This window comes from Staphylococcus muscae (assembly GCF_003019275.1).
Classification (GTDB): Bacteria; Bacillota; Bacilli; order Staphylococcales; family Staphylococcaceae; genus Staphylococcus; species Staphylococcus muscae.
On sequence record NZ_CP027848.1, the window covers coordinates 353,434 to 370,670 of the forward strand.

Sequence of the window (17,237 nt, forward strand, 5' to 3'; positions counted from 1 at the left end):
TTGAAAGCGGTCTATCTATGTTATAATGATTTTATTGTAGTTTATGGGGGGACATGTTCATGTATTTTATTGCAGTGAGTGTCAATCATCGTACAGCAGATGTGACATTACGTGAAAAACTCACATTTCAAGATAAAGATATGATTCGTGTGCATGAAGCATTGTTTGAAACAAAATCAATTTTGGAAAATGTCATTCTATCAACGTGTAACCGAACAGAGGTCTATGCAGTGGTAGATCAAATTCATACGGGTCGATATTATATTCAACGTTTTTTAGCAAGACAATTTAACTTCGAAGTGGATGATATCAAAGCGATATCAGAAGTGAAGTTAGGGGACGATGCAATTGAACATTTATTCAGAGTGACTTCTGGATTGGATTCAATTGTCTTAGGTGAAACACAGATATTAGGACAAATGCGTGATGCATTCTTAACGGCGCAAGCGGCACAGACAACTGGCACGATATTTAACGAATTGTTTAAGCAAGCTGTTACATTCAGTAAAAAAGCACACCATGAAACAGATATTGCAGATAATGCGATTAGTGTATCTTATGCAGCAGTAGAACTCGCGAAAAAAATGTTCGGTAAGTTGAATAGAAAGCGTGCGCTAGTCATCGGTGCAGGAGAAATGGGTGAACTATCTGTATTAAACTTAAAAGGTGCGAATGTTTCTGACATAACGGTTATTAATCGCACATTCTCACGTGCACAGGCATTAGCGGAGAAACACCATGTACATGCAGCACCGATGTCTGATTTAGCTCAATTGTTGACGACAGCTGATATCGTCATCAGTTCAACAAGTGCAGAAAATTATGTCATTACAAAAGACATGTTAGAAATGCGACATGCTGTAACGAAAAAAACATCACAAATTGTATTAGTGGATATTGCTGTGCCGAGAGATATTGAGCCATTTGAGTCAAATGATATGGAAGTCTTTATTTATGATGTCGATGACTTAAAAGGTCTTGTAGATGCGAATATTCGTGAACGTCGTTTGGCTGCTGAAGCAATTGCAGAACGTATCCCTAGTGAAATTGATAAGCATAACGAGTGGGTACGCATGCTTGGTGTTGTTCCAGTGATTCGTGCATTAAGAGAGCAAGCGATGGGTATTCAGCAAGAAACAATGGCAAGCATTGATAGAAAGTTACCACATTTGTCAGAACGTGATCGTAAAGTGGTGTCGAAACATACGAAAAGTATAATCAATCAAATGCTTAAGCAGCCGATTAAACAAGCGAAAGAAATTAGTGATGACCGCAATGCAGCGGCAAAATTACAGTTATTCCAAGAGATTTTCGATATCGAAGTCGATACGAACTATCAACAAGAAGCAGTTGAAAAGAAAAAACGTATTTTGAAGCAACGTTTATTAGGATTTGAATCTTAAAGATAGGTGATGCCTATGGTAGAAACGTTTTTTGTAAGATTTCATGAGGCGGTTGTTTTGTTTTATTTCCTATGTGTTATCTGTTTGACACTCGATCTATTTCAAAAAAATTATCGCCTTCAAAATATTGGTTTCTATTTGTTAGGGATTGTTTGGGTATGTCAAACAATCTCTTTAACTATGTATATTCTTTGGCGTGGGCAATTGCCTTTGACGTCAATCGTTGAAAGTTTTTATGTGTTAACTTGGCTTATTTTAACATTTACATTTATTTGTGCTGTTTTCCGACAATTTGATGTTGTCATTGTACTGTTGAATATGCTTGGTTTTATCTTTATGGTTGTTCATACCTTTCATCCGTATCAGTTCAGTCATCAAGGTGCGAGATTAAAGGTCATCAACGAATTACTGACCGTTCATATTTCATTTGCATTGATTAGTTATGTACTCTTTGCGATTGCTTTTGTGAATGCTATTCTATATTTGATTCAATATCAAAACTTACGATTGAAGCGGTTCAATCAAAATTATTTCAGAATCGGAAGTGTATCCACACTCGAAAAAACCGTTTTTTATTTTACACTTATTGGTGTCATTACGTTATTCGTTAGTCTTCTCTGTGGTGTGCAATGGGGCTTATTTTCAGTTGGTTCTCATATTTTTGTTGATTTGAAAGTGATATCGTCATTTTTTATCTTCTTGAGTTATGTTGCATACATCGCAATGAGAATGACACAGAGGTTCAAGCAGCAGTTTTTAATTTATGTTAATATTATCTTGTTTCTATGTTGTATGATTAATTTAATTGTAGTCACACAACTCTCTTCATTCCATCAGTGGACGGGAGTATAATACAATGCCAATGGAGGTTCGTAGTATGCGAAAACTTATAGTGGGATCGAGAAGAAGTCAACTTGCTTTGACGCAAAGCGGTCAATTCATTGAACGTCTTAAAGCAGTTCAACCCGACTTAGAGATTGAGATTAAAGAAATTGTGACGAAAGGTGATCAAATTGTTGACCGACAACTGTCAAAGGTGGGCGGTAAAGGACTTTTTGTTAAAGAAATTCAAAATGAACTCTTTAGCAAAGACATAGACATGGCAATCCACTCATTGAAAGATGTCCCGAGTGAATTGCCTGATGGCCTAACACTTGGCTGTATCCCAGATCGTGAGAATCCATATGATGCTTATATTGCTAAAAATCATGTAGCATTGGAAGACTTGCCAGATGGTAGCATCGTCGGAACAAGTTCTCTAAGACGTGGTGCACAGATATTAGCAAAATTTCCAAATTTAGAGATTAAATGGATTCGTGGCAATATTGATACACGTCTCAAAAAGTTAAAAGAAGAAGACTATGATGCGATTATTTTAGCGGCAGCAGGGCTAAAACGTATGGGATGGTCAGATGATATTGTGACACAATACTTTGATGATGATCTGTTAATACCAGCAATTGGACAAGGTGCATTAGGTATTGAATGTCGTTCAGATGACACAGAATTATTAGCACTCTTAGCAAAAGTACATAATTCAGAAGTGGCAGACTGTGTAACAGCAGAACGTACATTTTTGAAAGAAATGGATGGAAGTTGTCAAGTACCGATTGGTGGGCATGCTGTCATTGCAGATGATCAGCAAATCCACTTCACAGGGTTAATTATGTCTCCAGATGGCAAGCAACGCTTCCAACATACTGCAACAGGAACAGATCCAGTGGAAGTAGGCCAACGTGTGAGTCAAGAACTGAAAGCACAAGGCGCATATGATATTATTGAAGCATTAAATGAAACACACTAAGTAGAGGTGTTCATAATGAAACCAACTGTAATCATGACGCAGACACATCCATATCATGATGATCGTATTAACGTGTGTCATTTGCCACTCATCACAACAGTTGCTTGTTCTTTTGATCAACGTCTTCTTGACGAAACATATGATTGGCTGATTTTTTCGTCAAAAAATGCGGTGAAATACTTCATGAAATATCTTCCAAAAACGCGTGTAAGGAAGATTGCGGTGATTGGTGAAAAAACAAAAGCGTATTGTGAGACGAAAGGTATTCACGTTGACTTTGTGCCAAATGACTTCTCGCAAGAAGGATTTCTTGCACAGTTTTGTGCGAGTGAACATGATAAGATATTGTTGCCATCGAGTGCACGTGCGAGACCGTTGCTTGCAGACACACTTCATCAGCGTTATGGTAAAGTGACGAAGATTGATTTGTATGATATCGAGGTCAATGATACACAAGTAACGGCGGCTTATGAAATGTTGACGAGTCAGAAAGTCAACGCCATCACTTTCGCTAGTTCGTCAGCGGTTAATGCATTATTTGAACGCTTTCCAAACATAGCGTTCGACCATTGGGTTGTGATTGGTGCACAAACGCAACAAACATTATCCCGATATGGATATTTTGGAGAGATGGCTGAGTTACAAACACTTGAAGCCATGATTGATAAAATTTTAGAAATGGGGTTCTAAAGAATGAATTTTGATAGACATAGACGATTACGTGCATCTCATACAATCAGAGATATGGTGCGTGAAACACATATAAGAAAAGAAGATTTGATTTATCCTATTTTTGTCGTGGAACGTGATGATGTAAAAGAAGAGATTAAGTCACTACCGGGCATTTATCAAATCAGCTTGAACTTATTACATGAAGAAATCAAAGCAGCGTATGATCTAGGTATTCGTGCCATGATGTTTTTCGGAATCCCGAATGAAAAAGATGCATGTGGAACAGGCGCATTTATCGATGATGGTGTGATTCAACGTGCAACAAAAATTGCGAAGTCGTTATATCACGATTTGTTGATTTTAGCAGACACATGTCTTTGCGAGTATACGGATCATGGCCATTGCGGTGTCATCGATGACCATACGCATGATGTTGATAACGATGAAACACTTCCATTGCTAGTGAAAACGGCTGTATCACAAGCAAAAGCCGGTGCAGATATTATCGCACCTAGTAACATGATGGATGGTTTTGTTGCAGCAATTCGTCAAGGTTTAGACGAAGCGGGCTTCTATAATATCCCAATTATGAGTTATGGTATTAAATATGCATCAAGCTTTTACGGTCCCTTCCGTGATGCAGCAGAATCAACACCATCATTCGGTGATCGTAAAACATATCAAATGGACCCAGCTAATCGTCTAGAAGCAATGCGTGAACTCGAGAGTGACTTGGTAGAAGGCGCTGATATGATGATTGTGAAGCCTGCATTGAGCTACCTAGATATCATTCGTGATGTGCGCAATAACAGTAATATTCCAATTGTGGCATATAATGTGAGCGGTGAATATAGTATGACAAAAGCAGCGGCACAAAATGGTTGGATTGATGAAGAGCGTATAGTCATGGAACAAATGATTTCAATGAAGCGTGCGGGTGCCGATATGATTATCACATATTTTGCGAAAGATATTTGTCGTTATTTAGATAAATAAATTGCCTTAGGAGGAGATTGAATTGCGTTACAACAAATCGATAAAAGCATTTGAAAAAGCAGAACAATTGATGCCAGGTGGTGTGAATAGTCCTGTACGTGCATTTAAAGCTGTTGATACGCCTGCCATTTTTATGGAAAGCGGAAAGGGTAGTCGCATTTATGATATTGATGGCAATGAATATATTGACTATGTATTAAGTTGGGGACCGCTTATTCTTGGGCATCGCAATGAACGTGTCATCAGTGAATTGCATAGCGTATTAGAACGTGGTACAAGCTTTGGTGCTTCAACACTTGAAGAGAATCGATTGGCAGAGCTTGTCATTGAACGTGTCCCTTCTATTGAGAAAGTCAGAATGGTGTCATCAGGTACAGAAGCAACGTTGGATACGCTACGTTTAGCGCGAGGATACACTGGAAAAAATAAAATCATCAAGTTTGAAGGGAACTATCATGGCCATAGTGATTCATTGTTAATCAAAGCCGGTTCAGGTGTGGCAACACTTGGTTTACCAGATTCACCGGGTGTTCCAGAAGGTATTGCTAAAAATACAATTACTGTGCCTTATAATAATTTAGAAGCGGTTAAGTTAGCATTTGAACAATTTGGTGCTGATATTGCTGCAATCATTGTTGAACCCGTTTCAGGAAACATGGGCGTTGTGCCACCAATCAACAATTTCTTACAAGGGCTCAGAGACATTACTAAAGAATATGATGCATTGCTTATTTTCGATGAAGTGATGACAGGTTTCCGTGTCGGATATAACTGTGCACAAGGTTACTTCGACGTAACACCGGACTTAACATGTCTTGGTAAAGTCATCGGTGGTGGTTTACCAGTCGGTGCATTTGGTGGTCGAAAAGAAATCATGGATCGTATTGCACCAAGCGGTGATGTTTATCAAGCGGGAACATTATCTGGAAATCCACTCGCAATGACAAGTGGTTATTGGACATTGAGTCAATTAACACCAGAAAGTTACACGTATTTCAATGAGTTGGGAGATATGTTAGAAGTGGGCCTAAAAGAAGTCTTCGCAAAACATAATGTGCCATTGACAGTGAATCGTGCAGGTTCAATGATTGGTTTCTTTATTAATGAAGGCCCTGTTACGAACTTTGAAGAGGCAAATCAATCTGACTTGAAGTTATTCGGTGAAATGTATCGTGAATTAACAGAACAAGGTGTGTTTTTACCACCATCTCAATTCGAAGGGATGTTCTTGTCAACATCGCATACGAAAGAAGATATCGAGAAAACAATTGCGGCATTTGACGTTGCATTAAGTAAAGTATCCCCAAAATAAATAGTAATCGCCATGTCAGTTTGAAAGATTGACATGGCTTTTTTATAGATGAGAGATGAATATTTTTTTAATTACGTATTTTTGTTAAGATGAAATCATATACATACGCATTGGTAGTTAAGGGAGATGGCACAGATGCAAAAACAATATATCGGCAATAACTTACTTGTCTTAGCGGTATCTGTTCTATGTGGCTGGATATTATGGCGGTGCCACATGATACTTCCATGGATGTTTGGACCGATAGTCGGCAGTTTAATCGTTGTGAAAGGTTTTAAGCGCGAGATTCACTGGCCACATTGGCTGAGCGAACTAGGTTTAATCATGTTAGGTGTACAAATAGGGAGTAGTTTTACCAGACAAGTGATTGAAGATATTCAAAGTCATTGGCTGTTAATTGTCATTGTCAATGTGCTGACACTCACACTTGCCATCATTGTTTCCTATGGTTTCCGTAAAATTGCGTCAGTAAATGAAGAAACAGCAATACTCAGTGTCATTCCAGGTGCATTAAGTCAAATGCTTGTCATGGCAGAAGAGAATAAGCGAGCAGATATTCTTGTCGTCAGCTTAACACAAACATCTCGTATTATTTTTGTTGTGATTTTAGTGCCTTTATTCACATTGTTTTTTAATGAAAAACAGCAAAATAAGGCGCATCTCAATGAAACGCCTTTATTAACTGAAACACTTGGTATGCAGCATTTGCTTATTTTGATTGTTGCGATTGTATTCGTATATGTCTTAATGAAGAAAGTTAATTTTCCTACCAAGATGTTACTTGCACCTATCATTGTGTTAATCTTATGGAACTTAACGACAGAAAATATATTTACACTTGATGCACCGATTATTGCGACAGCACAAGTGATTTATATGATTAGAGTTGGTGTACAAATTGCTGGTTTAACAGATCGACTCAAAGGACGCATCGCATTGGCAATTGCCTTTCAAAATATCTTATTAATCACAGGGACATTATTGATGGTTTGGGGATTACAATATTTGAATGACATTCCACTGAACACCTTGTTTTTAGGTGCAGCTCCGGGTGGTATGGCACAAATTGTGCTCGTTGCGTTGGATACGGGAGCAGACGTTGCAATCGTCTCTTCATTCCATATATTCCGTATCTTTTTCATATTGATGTTGATTGCACCGCTTATCGATATTTATTTAAAATATCGAGCTAAAAAGCCATCATAATTTATGCATGTCGATGGGGACAGCTTACAAGATGTGAGTTGTACATCCCAGCTGCCTCCATAAATGAAAAGGTCGTTACAGGACCAATAAATTTAAATCCATATTGTTTTAATGCTTTGGATAATTGTTTTGCAGTTTCATTTACTGTAATGCGTTCATCAACTGATTCAAAGCGAAAGTCAATCGGGGAACCGTCGACAAATGACCATAAAAATTCAGAAAAGTTTCCGTGTTCATTTTCTATTTTGATGTAACCACGTGCTTGTGCAACAATTGCTTCTAATTTTTTGCGATGATGAACAATGTTCGGAAAGTCCATCAAGGCATCGATATCTTCATCAGACATTTCGGCAACTTTGTATGGGTTAAATTGATGAAAAGCATTTTGATATGCTTCTTTTTTCTTTAAGATTATCAACCACGACAACCCAGCATGTTGAGATTCGAGTGCAAGTAATTCAAATAATTGTTGCGAATCATAAAGTGGTTTGCCCCAAAACTCATTGTGATATTGAATGTATAATGGGTCAGTTGTTCCGAATGCGCAAGGGTTCATATCATCAACTCCAATATTGACTTAATCTTGAATTCATTATACTATATTGTTAAATAGAATATGAATCTTTGGGAAGAGTATGTTGATAATTTATTGTAGAGAGTGCATGGTCGGTGAGAATGCATATAAGTTTCAGCAGAAGGTAGCCCACTCGTACTTAGGCTGAATCAAGTAGGTTTAAGCGTGTCATGAGCGTTAATCATATGAGTGCAATAGTGAAATTTTGAAAGTATCTATTGAATATAGGTGGTACCACGGAACATCCGTCCTATTTTAGGACAGGTGTTCTTTTTTATTTTTATGGAGGGATATAAATGGACATGCAAACAAAATATAATCCGCAAGAAGTTGAAGCAGGTCGCTATCAAGAGTGGCTTGATCATAACCGCTTTAAACCAAGTGGTGATTTAGAAAAACCAACATACACAATTGTTATTCCACCACCGAATGTAACAGGTAAGTTGCATTTAGGTCATGCTTGGGATACAACTTTACAAGATATTTTAACGCGTATGAAACGCATGCAAGGATACGATACACTATATTTACCGGGTATGGACCATGCCGGGATTGCGACACAAGCGAAAGTAGAAGCGAAGATGCGAGAAGAAGGTATCTCTCGTCATGATATCGGTCGTGAAAAGTTCCTTGAAAAAGCTTGGGAATGGAAAGAAGAATATGCGTCATTCATTCGCCAACAATGGGCGAAATTAGGACTCGGATTGGACTACTCACGTGAGCGCTTCACCTTAGATGACGGTTTAAGTGAAGCGGTACGTAAAGTATTCGTTGACATGTACAACAAAGGCTTAATTTACCGTGGCGAACGCATTATCAACTGGGATCCAGAAGCACGCACAGCACTTTCAGATATCGAAGTGATTCATGAAGATGTTAATGGTAAATTCTATCATTTCAAATATCCGTATGCAGACGGTAGCGGTTTTATTGAAATTGCAACAACTCGTCCTGAGACTATGTTAGGGGATACTGCGATTGTTGTTAACCCAGATGATGAACGCTATCAAGACATCATCGGTAAAGAAGTCATCTTACCAATTGTAGGTCGCACATTGCCTGTATTAGCAGACGAATACGTTGATAAAGAATTTGGTAGTGGTGCGATGAAAGTAACACCTGCACACGATCCAAATGATTTTGAAATTGGTAATCGTCATGACTTAGAGCGCATCGTTGTTATGGATGAATCAGGCCATATGAATGACAAAGCAGGTAAATATGAAGGTATGGACCGCTTTGAATGCCGTAAACAACTCGTGAAAGACTTAGAAGCAGAAGGTCTTGTGATTAAGATTGAGGACCATATGCACTCAGTTGGACATTCTGAACGTAGTGGTGCAGTTGTTGAGCCATATTTATCAACACAATGGTTTGTTAAAATGGCACCACTTGCCCAACAGGCTTTAGATAACCAAAAAACAGATGGCCGTATTGAATTTGTACCAGGTCGTTTCGAAAAAACATTCAATCGCTGGATGGAAGAGATTCGTGATTGGACAATTTCTCGTCAGCTTTGGTGGGGTCATCAAATTCCAGCATGGTATCACAATGAAACAGGAGAACTCTATGTTGGTATGGAAGCGCCAGAAGATAGTGAAAACTGGACACAAGATGAAGATGTACTTGATACATGGTTTTCAAGTGCATTATGGCCTTTTTCAACATTAAACTGGCCAGATGAAGAAGCGGCAGATTATCAACGTTACTACCCAACAAACGTATTAGTTACAGGATACGACATTATCTTCTTCTGGGTAGCACGTATGATTTTCCAAGGTTTAGAGTTTACTGGTCAAAAACCATTTAATGATGTGTTATTACATGGTCTTGTACGTGCAGAAGATGGACGTAAAATGAGTAAATCATTAGGTAATGGTGTAGACCCAATGGATGTCATCGACCAATATGGTGCAGATAGCTTACGTTATTTCTTAGCAACAGGTTCTTCACCAGGACATGACTTAAGATATTCAACAGAAAAAGTCGAATCTGTATGGAACTTTATCAATAAAATTTGGAATGCGGCACGTTTCAGTTTAATGAATATCGCTGAAGACTTTAAGTATGAAGATATTGATTTGACTCAAAACTTATCTGTTGCAGATCAATGGATATTAACACGTCTCAATGAAACGATTGAAACAGTAACAGATCTAAGTGATAAGTACGAATTTGGTGAAGTAGGTCGTGCTTTGTATAACTTTATTTGGGACGAGTTCTGCGACTGGTACATTGAAATGAGTAAAATTCCAATGAATGGTGATGACGAAGCACAGAAAAATGTCACACGTTCAGTATTAAGCTACACATTAGATCGTATTATGCGCTTATTACATCCATTCATGCCTTTCGTGACTGAGCACATTTGGCAAAACTTACCACATGAAGGTGAGTCAATCGTTACAAGTGCTTGGCCAACAGTGAACGAAGATTTAATGTTCCCAGAAAGTAAAGATGTGATGGAACAGTTAGTAGAAATTATTAAATCAGTTCGTCAATCACGTTTAGAAGTGAACACACCATTATCAAAAGAAATTCCAATTATTATCCAAGCTAAAAATGAAACAATTCAACAGTTATTGATGAGCAATAAAGGATATTTAGAGCGTTTCTGTAATCCGAGCGAACTAACAATTGATACGAAAGTTTCAATTCCAGAAAAAGCGATGACTACGGTTGTCGCAGCTGGGGAAGTAATCTTACCTTTAGAAGGTCTTATCGATATGGATAAAGAAATCGCACGATTAGAAAAAGATCTGGAAAAATGGCAAAAAGAACTGGACCGTGTTAATAAGAAACTCGCAAATGAAAAATTCGTTCAAAAAGCACCTGAAAAAGTCATTCAAGAAGAACGTGACAAACAAGTGAAGTATCAAGAAAAATATGACGGTGTGAAAGCGCGAATTGAACAATTAAAAGCATAGGAGTATGAACTATGAATTATCTTGATAGCTTATATTGGATCCATGAGCGTACGAAGTTTGGCATTAAGCCAGGTGTTAAACGTATGGAATGGATGTTACAGCGACTCGGTAATCCTGAACAAAAGATTCAAGCGATTCACATAGGTGGTACGAACGGAAAAGGTTCGACAGTTGCATACTTGCGAGATGCTTTGTTGAATAACGACTATCAAGTAGGGACATTTACATCGCCTTATATTGAATCTTTCAATGAACGTATTAGTTTAAATGGTACACCCATTTCGAATGAGGAGATTGTTGAACTGGTTCGTCGTGTGAAGCCAGTGAGTGAAGCAATGGATGAAGAGACGGAACTCGGTGTTGCGACAGAGTTTGAAATTATTACAACGATGATGTATCTCTATTTTGGTGAGATACATCCTGTTGACTTTGTCATCGTAGAAGCAGGACTCGGCGTAAAAAATGATTCAACAAATGTAATCACACCGATATTGAGTGTTTTGACGAGTATCGGTTTAGACCATACAGATATTTTAGGGAACACTTATATAGATATTGCACGTGATAAAAGTGCAATTATTAAAGAAGGCATTCCTGTTGTCTATGCAGTTAAAAATGAAGAGGCGCTGAAACTCATACGTGATACCACTGAAAATATGCATGCCAAGTCTTTAGAATTTGATCGTGATATTCTTATCGTGTCAGAAGATGATGAATTTACTTATCGATATAAAGATTATGAACTTGAAAATATTGCATTAGATATGTTGGGTGAACATCAGAAGGAAAATGCGGCGTTGGCGATAACAGCGCTCATTGAATTGAATGAGCAAGGTCTTATCGAGATTGATTTCAATAAAATGATTGATGGCATTGAACAAGTGAAGTGGAAAGGACGCATTGAGCGTGTATCAGAAAAACCACTAATTATATTGGATGGTGCCCACAATCAAGAAAGTGTCGATGCTTTAATTGATACAATCGAAAAGTATTACCATTTAGAAAAAGTTGATATTTTATTTTCAGCAATAGCCGGCAAACCGATTCATCATATGTTGCATGCATTTGATGAAATCTCAGAACATATTTATGTCACACAGTTTAACTTCCCTAAAGCGCTTCCTATCGAAAAGTTATATGATGAAGTAGATAGTGAACAAAAATCAATGGTTGAGGACTATGTGACTTTTATCCAAAATTATGATGGGGACGCACTGTTGATAACAGGAAGCTTATACTTTATTAGTGAAGTTAAAACAAAGCTTGGGTACCATTAATTAGAGCATATAAAAAGTGAGTGATATATAACCTTAAAAATAAAGGTGTATATCACTCTTTTTTTGATAAAAGGCAGTTTGACGATACTAAGCCTGCACATTATAATTATCAACAATTCAATGAACAAGGGGGCGTCACATGGGCATTCTTCTACTATTTTTTCTTGGTAGTGCAATGATGAGTTTTCTAATGCAATTGGCAGATATACGACATCTCTCCATACAACAGTTATTTTCACGTTCGTGTTGCAGGGCATGCGAGCAGCAGCTTGCTTTGTATGATACGATACCACTCCTTAGTTTTATTGTGTTAAAAGGGTATTGTCGACATTGCCATTCACCTATACCGAAAGACTTATTTATAGCGGAAATAATAGGTGGATGTATTGTTATTTTACCTATTTACGCTACACTCTTTTTGAATACGACACTCTTTTATACGATAAGTTTCTTGTTACTTGTAATGATGTTTCAAGATATCAGATGTCTTATCGTTCCACATCGCTTTCTCTTTTTATTATTTACATGTTCTCTTTTTTTGACGGGATTATCGTCATTTACCTTAAAGCAATTTGTTTTAATGGCTGTTTTACTTGTATGTAGTCTTTGCTTACATCGTTATATTGGTATGGGCGACTTTAAATTATTAATGACACTTTCAATTTTGTTACCACCTTCATTTCTCCTTTTTATCATTTGGTTAACTTTCCCTATCGGTCTATTGCTATTTCCTTTGTTTTATTATTGCCGATTTTTTAGTCCACCTCATTATCCACTCGTTCCAGCAATATATCTCAGTTTTAATGTCGTTGCTTTCTTTTACCCCACGTTATTAGCTTTGTTAGGAGGTATTATATGAGTCAAATGTATGAATTATGTGTACAAGAAAAACCAAAAGAGCGGTTAATGTCATATGGTGCGTCAGCACTGTCAAATACAGAATTAATAGCAATTTTGTTAAATACGGGACATTTAGGTTGTTCTAGTTTGCAATTGGCATCACAATTGTTAAGTACATATCAAACATTGGAGCGATTAAAAGCATTAACTATCGTAGAACTCACATCGATGAAAGGGATTGGTATAAATAAGGCGATTACATTGATGGCAGCATTTGAATTAGGGGGACGTGCACAACAAGAAAGATTTCTTAATCATTCTGAACCAATAGAAGAACCGAAACAAATTGCAGAAAAAATGTATCACTTAATGAGTGGATATACACAAGAGCACTTTGTAGTTTTGTTGCTTAATACCAAGCTGCAAATCATACACCAAAAAACGATATTCATAGGTACATTGAACAGTGCGATTATTCATCCGAGAGAAATCTTTAAAGAAGCGGTGAAATGGTCTGCCCATGCAATGATTGTCGTTCATAATCATCCTTCAGGAGACCCCACACCATCACAAGCAGATATTAAAACGACTGAACGTCTAGTAGCTTGTGGAGAAGCTATGGGAATTGATGTGCTAGATCATATCATTATTGGAGATCATCAATTTGTGTCGATTATGAGTGATTTTGAGACGGATAATTAATAAAAGAGATGATGGTTCAGTGTCGCAAATGCACATCATTCCATTCATCTCCCATTTTTACAAATATTGCATGATCCACAAGAAGAATTGGTAACCTAGATATATTAGCAATAAAAAGCATCCGAGCTTAAAAATCCATCTTAATAGTGTAAAGCTAAAGCGTACAATAAACACAATCAATAATATCATTAAAAATATTGTAAGCCAACTCATGATTTGATTACCTCCTTTAACTATATTGTACACGATATGCAAAATCTAGACATCCTACTTCAGCATTGTATGGATTCGTACCTTAGTAGGATGCAGTAAAAATATAGGTGGGATATAATAAGGTAGTATGTGTATTTGGACGAGTTTTTATTTTTTAAGCCGATATACTTTTAATGTTTCAACCTATGCAAAAATAAATTGTTTAAAGAGAGGGATATCAGTCTATGACAAAGGTCATAAAAGGTTTTGTGTTACTATTGCTAATCATTGCACTTATTGTCACATCACTGAAATTTCTACCAAGTGTTAAGAATCAAGCATGGAATCCTTTCAGTCACACTGAGACAACACAAGCAATTGATGAATCCGGTTATGCTGTTCCTGCACTAGGGGAAACATATGTTGTAGAAGACAATGATTTGTTTCGAAATGTACCTAAAAGTCAGAGTCGCCAAATTTTTGACTGGATTGATAAATATGAATTTATGCAAGTGAATGAATTACAAAAAATGGGGTATGATGATGCGTATTTAATCGCTGAACAAAATTCACATTTTGTTTTATATCGCTTTGGAGACGACAAGATGCGTGTATATACAACAGAACTCGATATGCAATATGATTTATATCAACTCGGTCATCAACTTGAATTACAACCAATCGAGTCTTTTCAATCAAATGATGATCGAACGAAATAATGTGAAGAGCAAAACTGTTTGCCAAGTTAGTCTTTTTTTATAGGGAAATGACTGTCTGAAAATATTTTCGAGATATTGATGAAACAAATGTGCGTTTGATACTTTATTTAACAAAAAGACTGATATAAAATAGATAGATACAAACAAATACATGTAACTTGAGGTGTTGAGGTTGTCCAATTTTTTTAGAAACAACAAACTTGTAGTGTTGTTTTGTGCACTAATTTTATTTATCGGTTTAATTGGTTTGTCTATTAGATCCAATGTACAATCAGTCCCTGAACAATACGTGAGTGATACGACTTCGTTCGGACAGCGTGTGTTCTCTTACCCAGTGCATTTTGTCACTGGCTCAATCACAAATTTGCTTAGCGACAGACAACCTACGACGAATCAAACAAAGCAACTAGAAGCTGATAATCAGCGATTGCAAGCAGAAAATAAGAAGTTAAAGAAAGAACTTGATATCAAGGACATATCTGAGTATGAACCTGTTTCGGCTGCGGTCATCGCACGTCAACCTGATCAATGGATGAACTCTCTCGTCTTAGATAAAGGTGCCAAAGATGGCATTAAGCCGGATATGGCTGTTATGACGACAGATGGCTTAGTCGGTCAAGTCACAAAAGTGAATCAATTTTCTTCACAAGTGAACCTTGTATCAACAAAAGGACGATTAAATCGTCTTTCTGTTAATGTGATGCATGGAGAAAATGAAGTGTTCGGTCTTATCGATCATTATGATGAAAAGAATAATCGACTCGTTATTAGTGATATTGACAATAAAGAAAAAGTTGAAAAAGGTGACAAAGTTGTAACGAGTGGACTGGGAGACCAATTACCTAAAGGGCTCTATGTAGGAGAAGTTGAGAAGGTACATAATGATCAGTATGGGCTGTCAAAACAAGTCTCAATTAAGACAGGTGCGAATTTGAATCAAATGCTTCATGTCTATGTGGCAAAAAGAGATCCTAAAACTTTTGCAGATGATGGGGGCGTAGAAAAGTGAGAAAGGCATTGATATATGTACTAGGAGCCTTGTTATGTTTCTATTTAGATACGTTACTCGCTTTGTTATCACCTATAACAATCGGACAATTGAAGTTTATTCTCGTACCACACTTAGTTTTTTTATTCCTTATGTTAATGACGGTTTATCGTAACACGAGTACCGCACTTGTGATTGGTATATTATTAGGAATCATGCAAGATTTATATTTCGGACAGATTTATGGATTATATCTATTCGGTTATTTAATTTCAATTTTAATTGCTGATAAATTTTTAAAACCATTTTATAGAGACCATACGATGGTTTACTGCATGATCCTTTTAGGTATGATTTTCTTAGAAATATTTGTGGTTGCAGTATACAATATGTTAGGTTTGATTTCGTTTCACTTATTACCATTTCTTTTATTAAGAGTTGCGCCAACTGTTATGTTAAATGGATTATTGCTTATCGTGATATATTTATTGATAGATAGGCGCACAAAAGTAAACACAAGTATTGACATCAAATAACCAGAGTGATATGATGCAATAGTTGAGTAGTTTATAGCTACATACAACCGCTCAAATATAGGTTTAAGAACGTAAAGTCACCTATATATGGCGTGACTTAAAATTAGGAGGTGCAAAGTATGTTTGCTATTATCGAAACAGGTGGAAAACAAATCAAAGTTGAAGAAGGCCAAGAGATTTACGTTGAGAAATTAGACGTAAACGAAGGTGACACTTTCACTTTTGACAAAGTCCTTTTTGTAGGTGGAGATGCTGTTAAAGTTGGCGCGCCAACAGTTGAAGGTGCAACAGTTACAGCGACAGTTAACAAACAAGGTCGCGGTAAAAAAATTACAGTATTCACATACCGTCGTCGTAAAGACTCTAAACGCAAAAAAGGTCATCGTCAGCCTTATACAAAGCTTACGATTGAAAAAATTAACGCTTAATATATGATACACGTAGATATTTCGTTAAACGAAGAAGGTCACATTACAGATGTTGTAATGGATGGTCATGCTGACTTTGCAGAGCATGGACAAGATATTGTTTGCGCTGGTGCTTCAGCAGTTGTCTTTGGTAGCGTAAATGCTATTATGGGCTTAACATCAGAAAGACCGGATATTGATTATTCTGACGATGGTGGCTATTTTCATGTAAGAAGTGTTGATACTAAGAATGAACAAGCACAGCTTATACTACAAGCGATGCTCGTATCTCTACAAACAATAAAAGACGAATATAGTGATTTTATTAAATTAAATCTAAAGTGAGGTGTAACTCATGCTTAAATTAAACTTACAATTTTTCGCATCTAAAAAAGGGGTAAGTTCTACAAAGAACGGACGTGACTCTGAATCAAAACGCCTTGGTGCAAAACGCGCTGACGGACAATTTGTTACAGGTGGTTCAATCTTATTCCGCCAACGTGGAACAAAGATTTACCCAGGTGAAAACGTAGGTCGTGGTGGCGATGATACATTATTCGCTAAAATCGACGGCGTTGTTAAATTTGAACGTAAAGGTCGCGACAAAAAACAAGTATCTGTATACGCAGTTGCTGAATAATCTGTCGACATTTAACACCAGAAGGTAACTTCTGGTGTTTAT

General features: G+C 37.0%; 18 protein-coding genes and 2 other annotated features. Of the genes, 17 read left to right on the forward strand and 1 reads right to left on the reverse strand.

Annotated features, from left to right (window positions below; translation table 11 throughout):
• Positions 1-59: 59 nt before the first annotated feature.
• From hemA to C7J88_RS01675, 7 genes are all read left to right on the forward strand, one after another.
• Complete coding sequence (hemA, locus tag C7J88_RS01645; protein WP_095116561.1) at positions 60-1,403, forward strand: glutamyl-tRNA reductase; 1,344 nt, start codon at positions 60-62, stop codon at positions 1,401-1,403.
• 180 nt (positions 1,404-1,583) lie between these two features.
• Complete coding sequence (gene ccsA, locus C7J88_RS01650; RefSeq protein ID WP_249027480.1) at positions 1,584-2,255, forward strand: cytochrome c biogenesis protein CcsA; 672 nt, start codon at positions 1,584-1,586, stop codon at positions 2,253-2,255.
• 25 nt (positions 2,256-2,280) lie between these two features.
• Complete coding sequence (gene hemC, locus C7J88_RS01655; protein WP_095116564.1) at positions 2,281-3,207, forward strand: hydroxymethylbilane synthase; 927 nt, start codon at positions 2,281-2,283, stop codon at positions 3,205-3,207.
• 15 nt (positions 3,208-3,222) lie between these two features.
• Positions 3,223-3,897 carry a uroporphyrinogen-III synthase gene (locus C7J88_RS01660; protein WP_095116565.1) on the forward strand — a complete coding sequence of 225 codons (675 nt, stop codon included), beginning with the start codon at positions 3,223-3,225 and terminating at the stop codon, positions 3,895-3,897.
• 3 nt (positions 3,898-3,900) lie between these two features.
• Complete coding sequence (gene hemB / locus C7J88_RS01665; RefSeq protein ID WP_095116567.1) at positions 3,901-4,875, forward strand: porphobilinogen synthase; 975 nt, start codon at positions 3,901-3,903, stop codon at positions 4,873-4,875.
• 22 nt (positions 4,876-4,897) lie between these two features.
• On the forward strand, positions 4,898-6,187 hold the full coding sequence (gene hemL, locus C7J88_RS01670; RefSeq protein WP_095116569.1) for a glutamate-1-semialdehyde 2,1-aminomutase: 1,290 nt from the start codon (positions 4,898-4,900) through the stop codon (positions 6,185-6,187).
• 135 nt (positions 6,188-6,322) lie between these two features.
• Positions 6,323-7,393: an AbrB family transcriptional regulator gene (locus C7J88_RS01675; protein WP_095116571.1), complete on the forward strand. Its 1,071-nt coding sequence runs from the start codon at positions 6,323-6,325 to the stop codon at positions 7,391-7,393.
• Position 7,394: 1 nt separating this feature from the next.
• Here the strand turns inward: C7J88_RS01675 and C7J88_RS01680 are convergent, their stop codons facing one another.
• Positions 7,395-7,949 carry a DNA-3-methyladenine glycosylase I gene (locus tag C7J88_RS01680; protein ID WP_095116573.1) on the reverse strand — a complete coding sequence of 185 codons (555 nt, stop codon included), beginning with the start codon at positions 7,947-7,949 and terminating at the stop codon, positions 7,395-7,397.
• A 58-nt stretch (positions 7,950-8,007) separates the two neighbouring features.
• Positions 8,008-8,223: a binding site (T-box leader), on the forward strand.
• A gap of 40 nt (positions 8,224-8,263) precedes the next feature.
• On the opposite strand from C7J88_RS01680, the gene C7J88_RS01685 reads away from it, so the two are divergent.
• From C7J88_RS01685 to rpmA, 10 genes are all read left to right on the forward strand, one after another.
• Positions 8,264-10,894 (forward strand): valine--tRNA ligase, encoded by a 2,631-nt coding sequence (locus C7J88_RS01685; RefSeq protein WP_095116575.1) that lies wholly within the window; start codon positions 8,264-8,266, stop codon positions 10,892-10,894.
• Between the two features lie 11 nt (positions 10,895-10,905).
• Positions 10,906-12,171 carry a bifunctional folylpolyglutamate synthase/dihydrofolate synthase gene (locus tag C7J88_RS01690; RefSeq protein ID WP_095116577.1) on the forward strand — a complete coding sequence of 422 codons (1,266 nt, stop codon included), beginning with the start codon at positions 10,906-10,908 and terminating at the stop codon, positions 12,169-12,171.
• A gap of 175 nt (positions 12,172-12,346) precedes the next feature.
• Positions 12,347-13,030 carry a prepilin peptidase gene (locus C7J88_RS10730; protein WP_408640785.1) on the forward strand — a complete coding sequence of 228 codons (684 nt, stop codon included), beginning with the start codon at positions 12,347-12,349 and terminating at the stop codon, positions 13,028-13,030.
• Positions 13,027-13,713 (forward strand): RadC family protein, encoded by a 687-nt coding sequence (gene radC, locus C7J88_RS01700; protein WP_095116581.1) that lies wholly within the window; start codon positions 13,027-13,029, stop codon positions 13,711-13,713. Before C7J88_RS10730 ends, radC begins: the two co-directional genes overlap by 4 nt.
• Before the next feature lie 437 nt (positions 13,714-14,150).
• On the forward strand, positions 14,151-14,624 hold the full coding sequence (locus C7J88_RS01705) for a DUF4930 family protein (RefSeq protein WP_095116585.1): 474 nt from the start codon (positions 14,151-14,153) through the stop codon (positions 14,622-14,624).
• A 172-nt stretch (positions 14,625-14,796) separates the two neighbouring features.
• Entirely contained in the window at positions 14,797-15,633 is an 837-nt protein-coding gene (gene mreC / locus C7J88_RS01710; protein ID WP_095116587.1) for a rod shape-determining protein MreC, read from the forward strand.
• Entirely contained in the window at positions 15,630-16,148 is a 519-nt protein-coding gene (gene mreD, locus C7J88_RS01715) for a rod shape-determining protein MreD (protein ID WP_095116589.1), read from the forward strand. The genes mreC and mreD overlap by 4 nt, the downstream gene beginning before the upstream one ends.
• Positions 16,149-16,183: 35 nt before the next feature.
• Positions 16,184-16,256: a sequence feature (ribosomal protein L21 leader region), on the forward strand.
• Between the two features lie 11 nt (positions 16,257-16,267).
• Positions 16,268-16,576 carry a 50S ribosomal protein L21 gene (gene rplU, locus C7J88_RS01720; protein ID WP_044360228.1) on the forward strand — a complete coding sequence of 103 codons (309 nt, stop codon included), beginning with the start codon at positions 16,268-16,270 and terminating at the stop codon, positions 16,574-16,576.
• Between the two features lie 3 nt (positions 16,577-16,579).
• A complete protein-coding gene (locus C7J88_RS01725; RefSeq protein ID WP_095116592.1) occupies positions 16,580-16,900 on the forward strand; it encodes a ribosomal-processing cysteine protease Prp in 321 nt (106 codons plus the stop codon).
• A gap of 10 nt (positions 16,901-16,910) precedes the next feature.
• Positions 16,911-17,195 (forward strand): 50S ribosomal protein L27, encoded by a 285-nt coding sequence (gene rpmA / locus C7J88_RS01730; RefSeq protein ID WP_014613716.1) that lies wholly within the window; start codon positions 16,911-16,913, stop codon positions 17,193-17,195.
• The last annotated feature ends 42 nt before the right edge of the window (positions 17,196-17,237 follow it).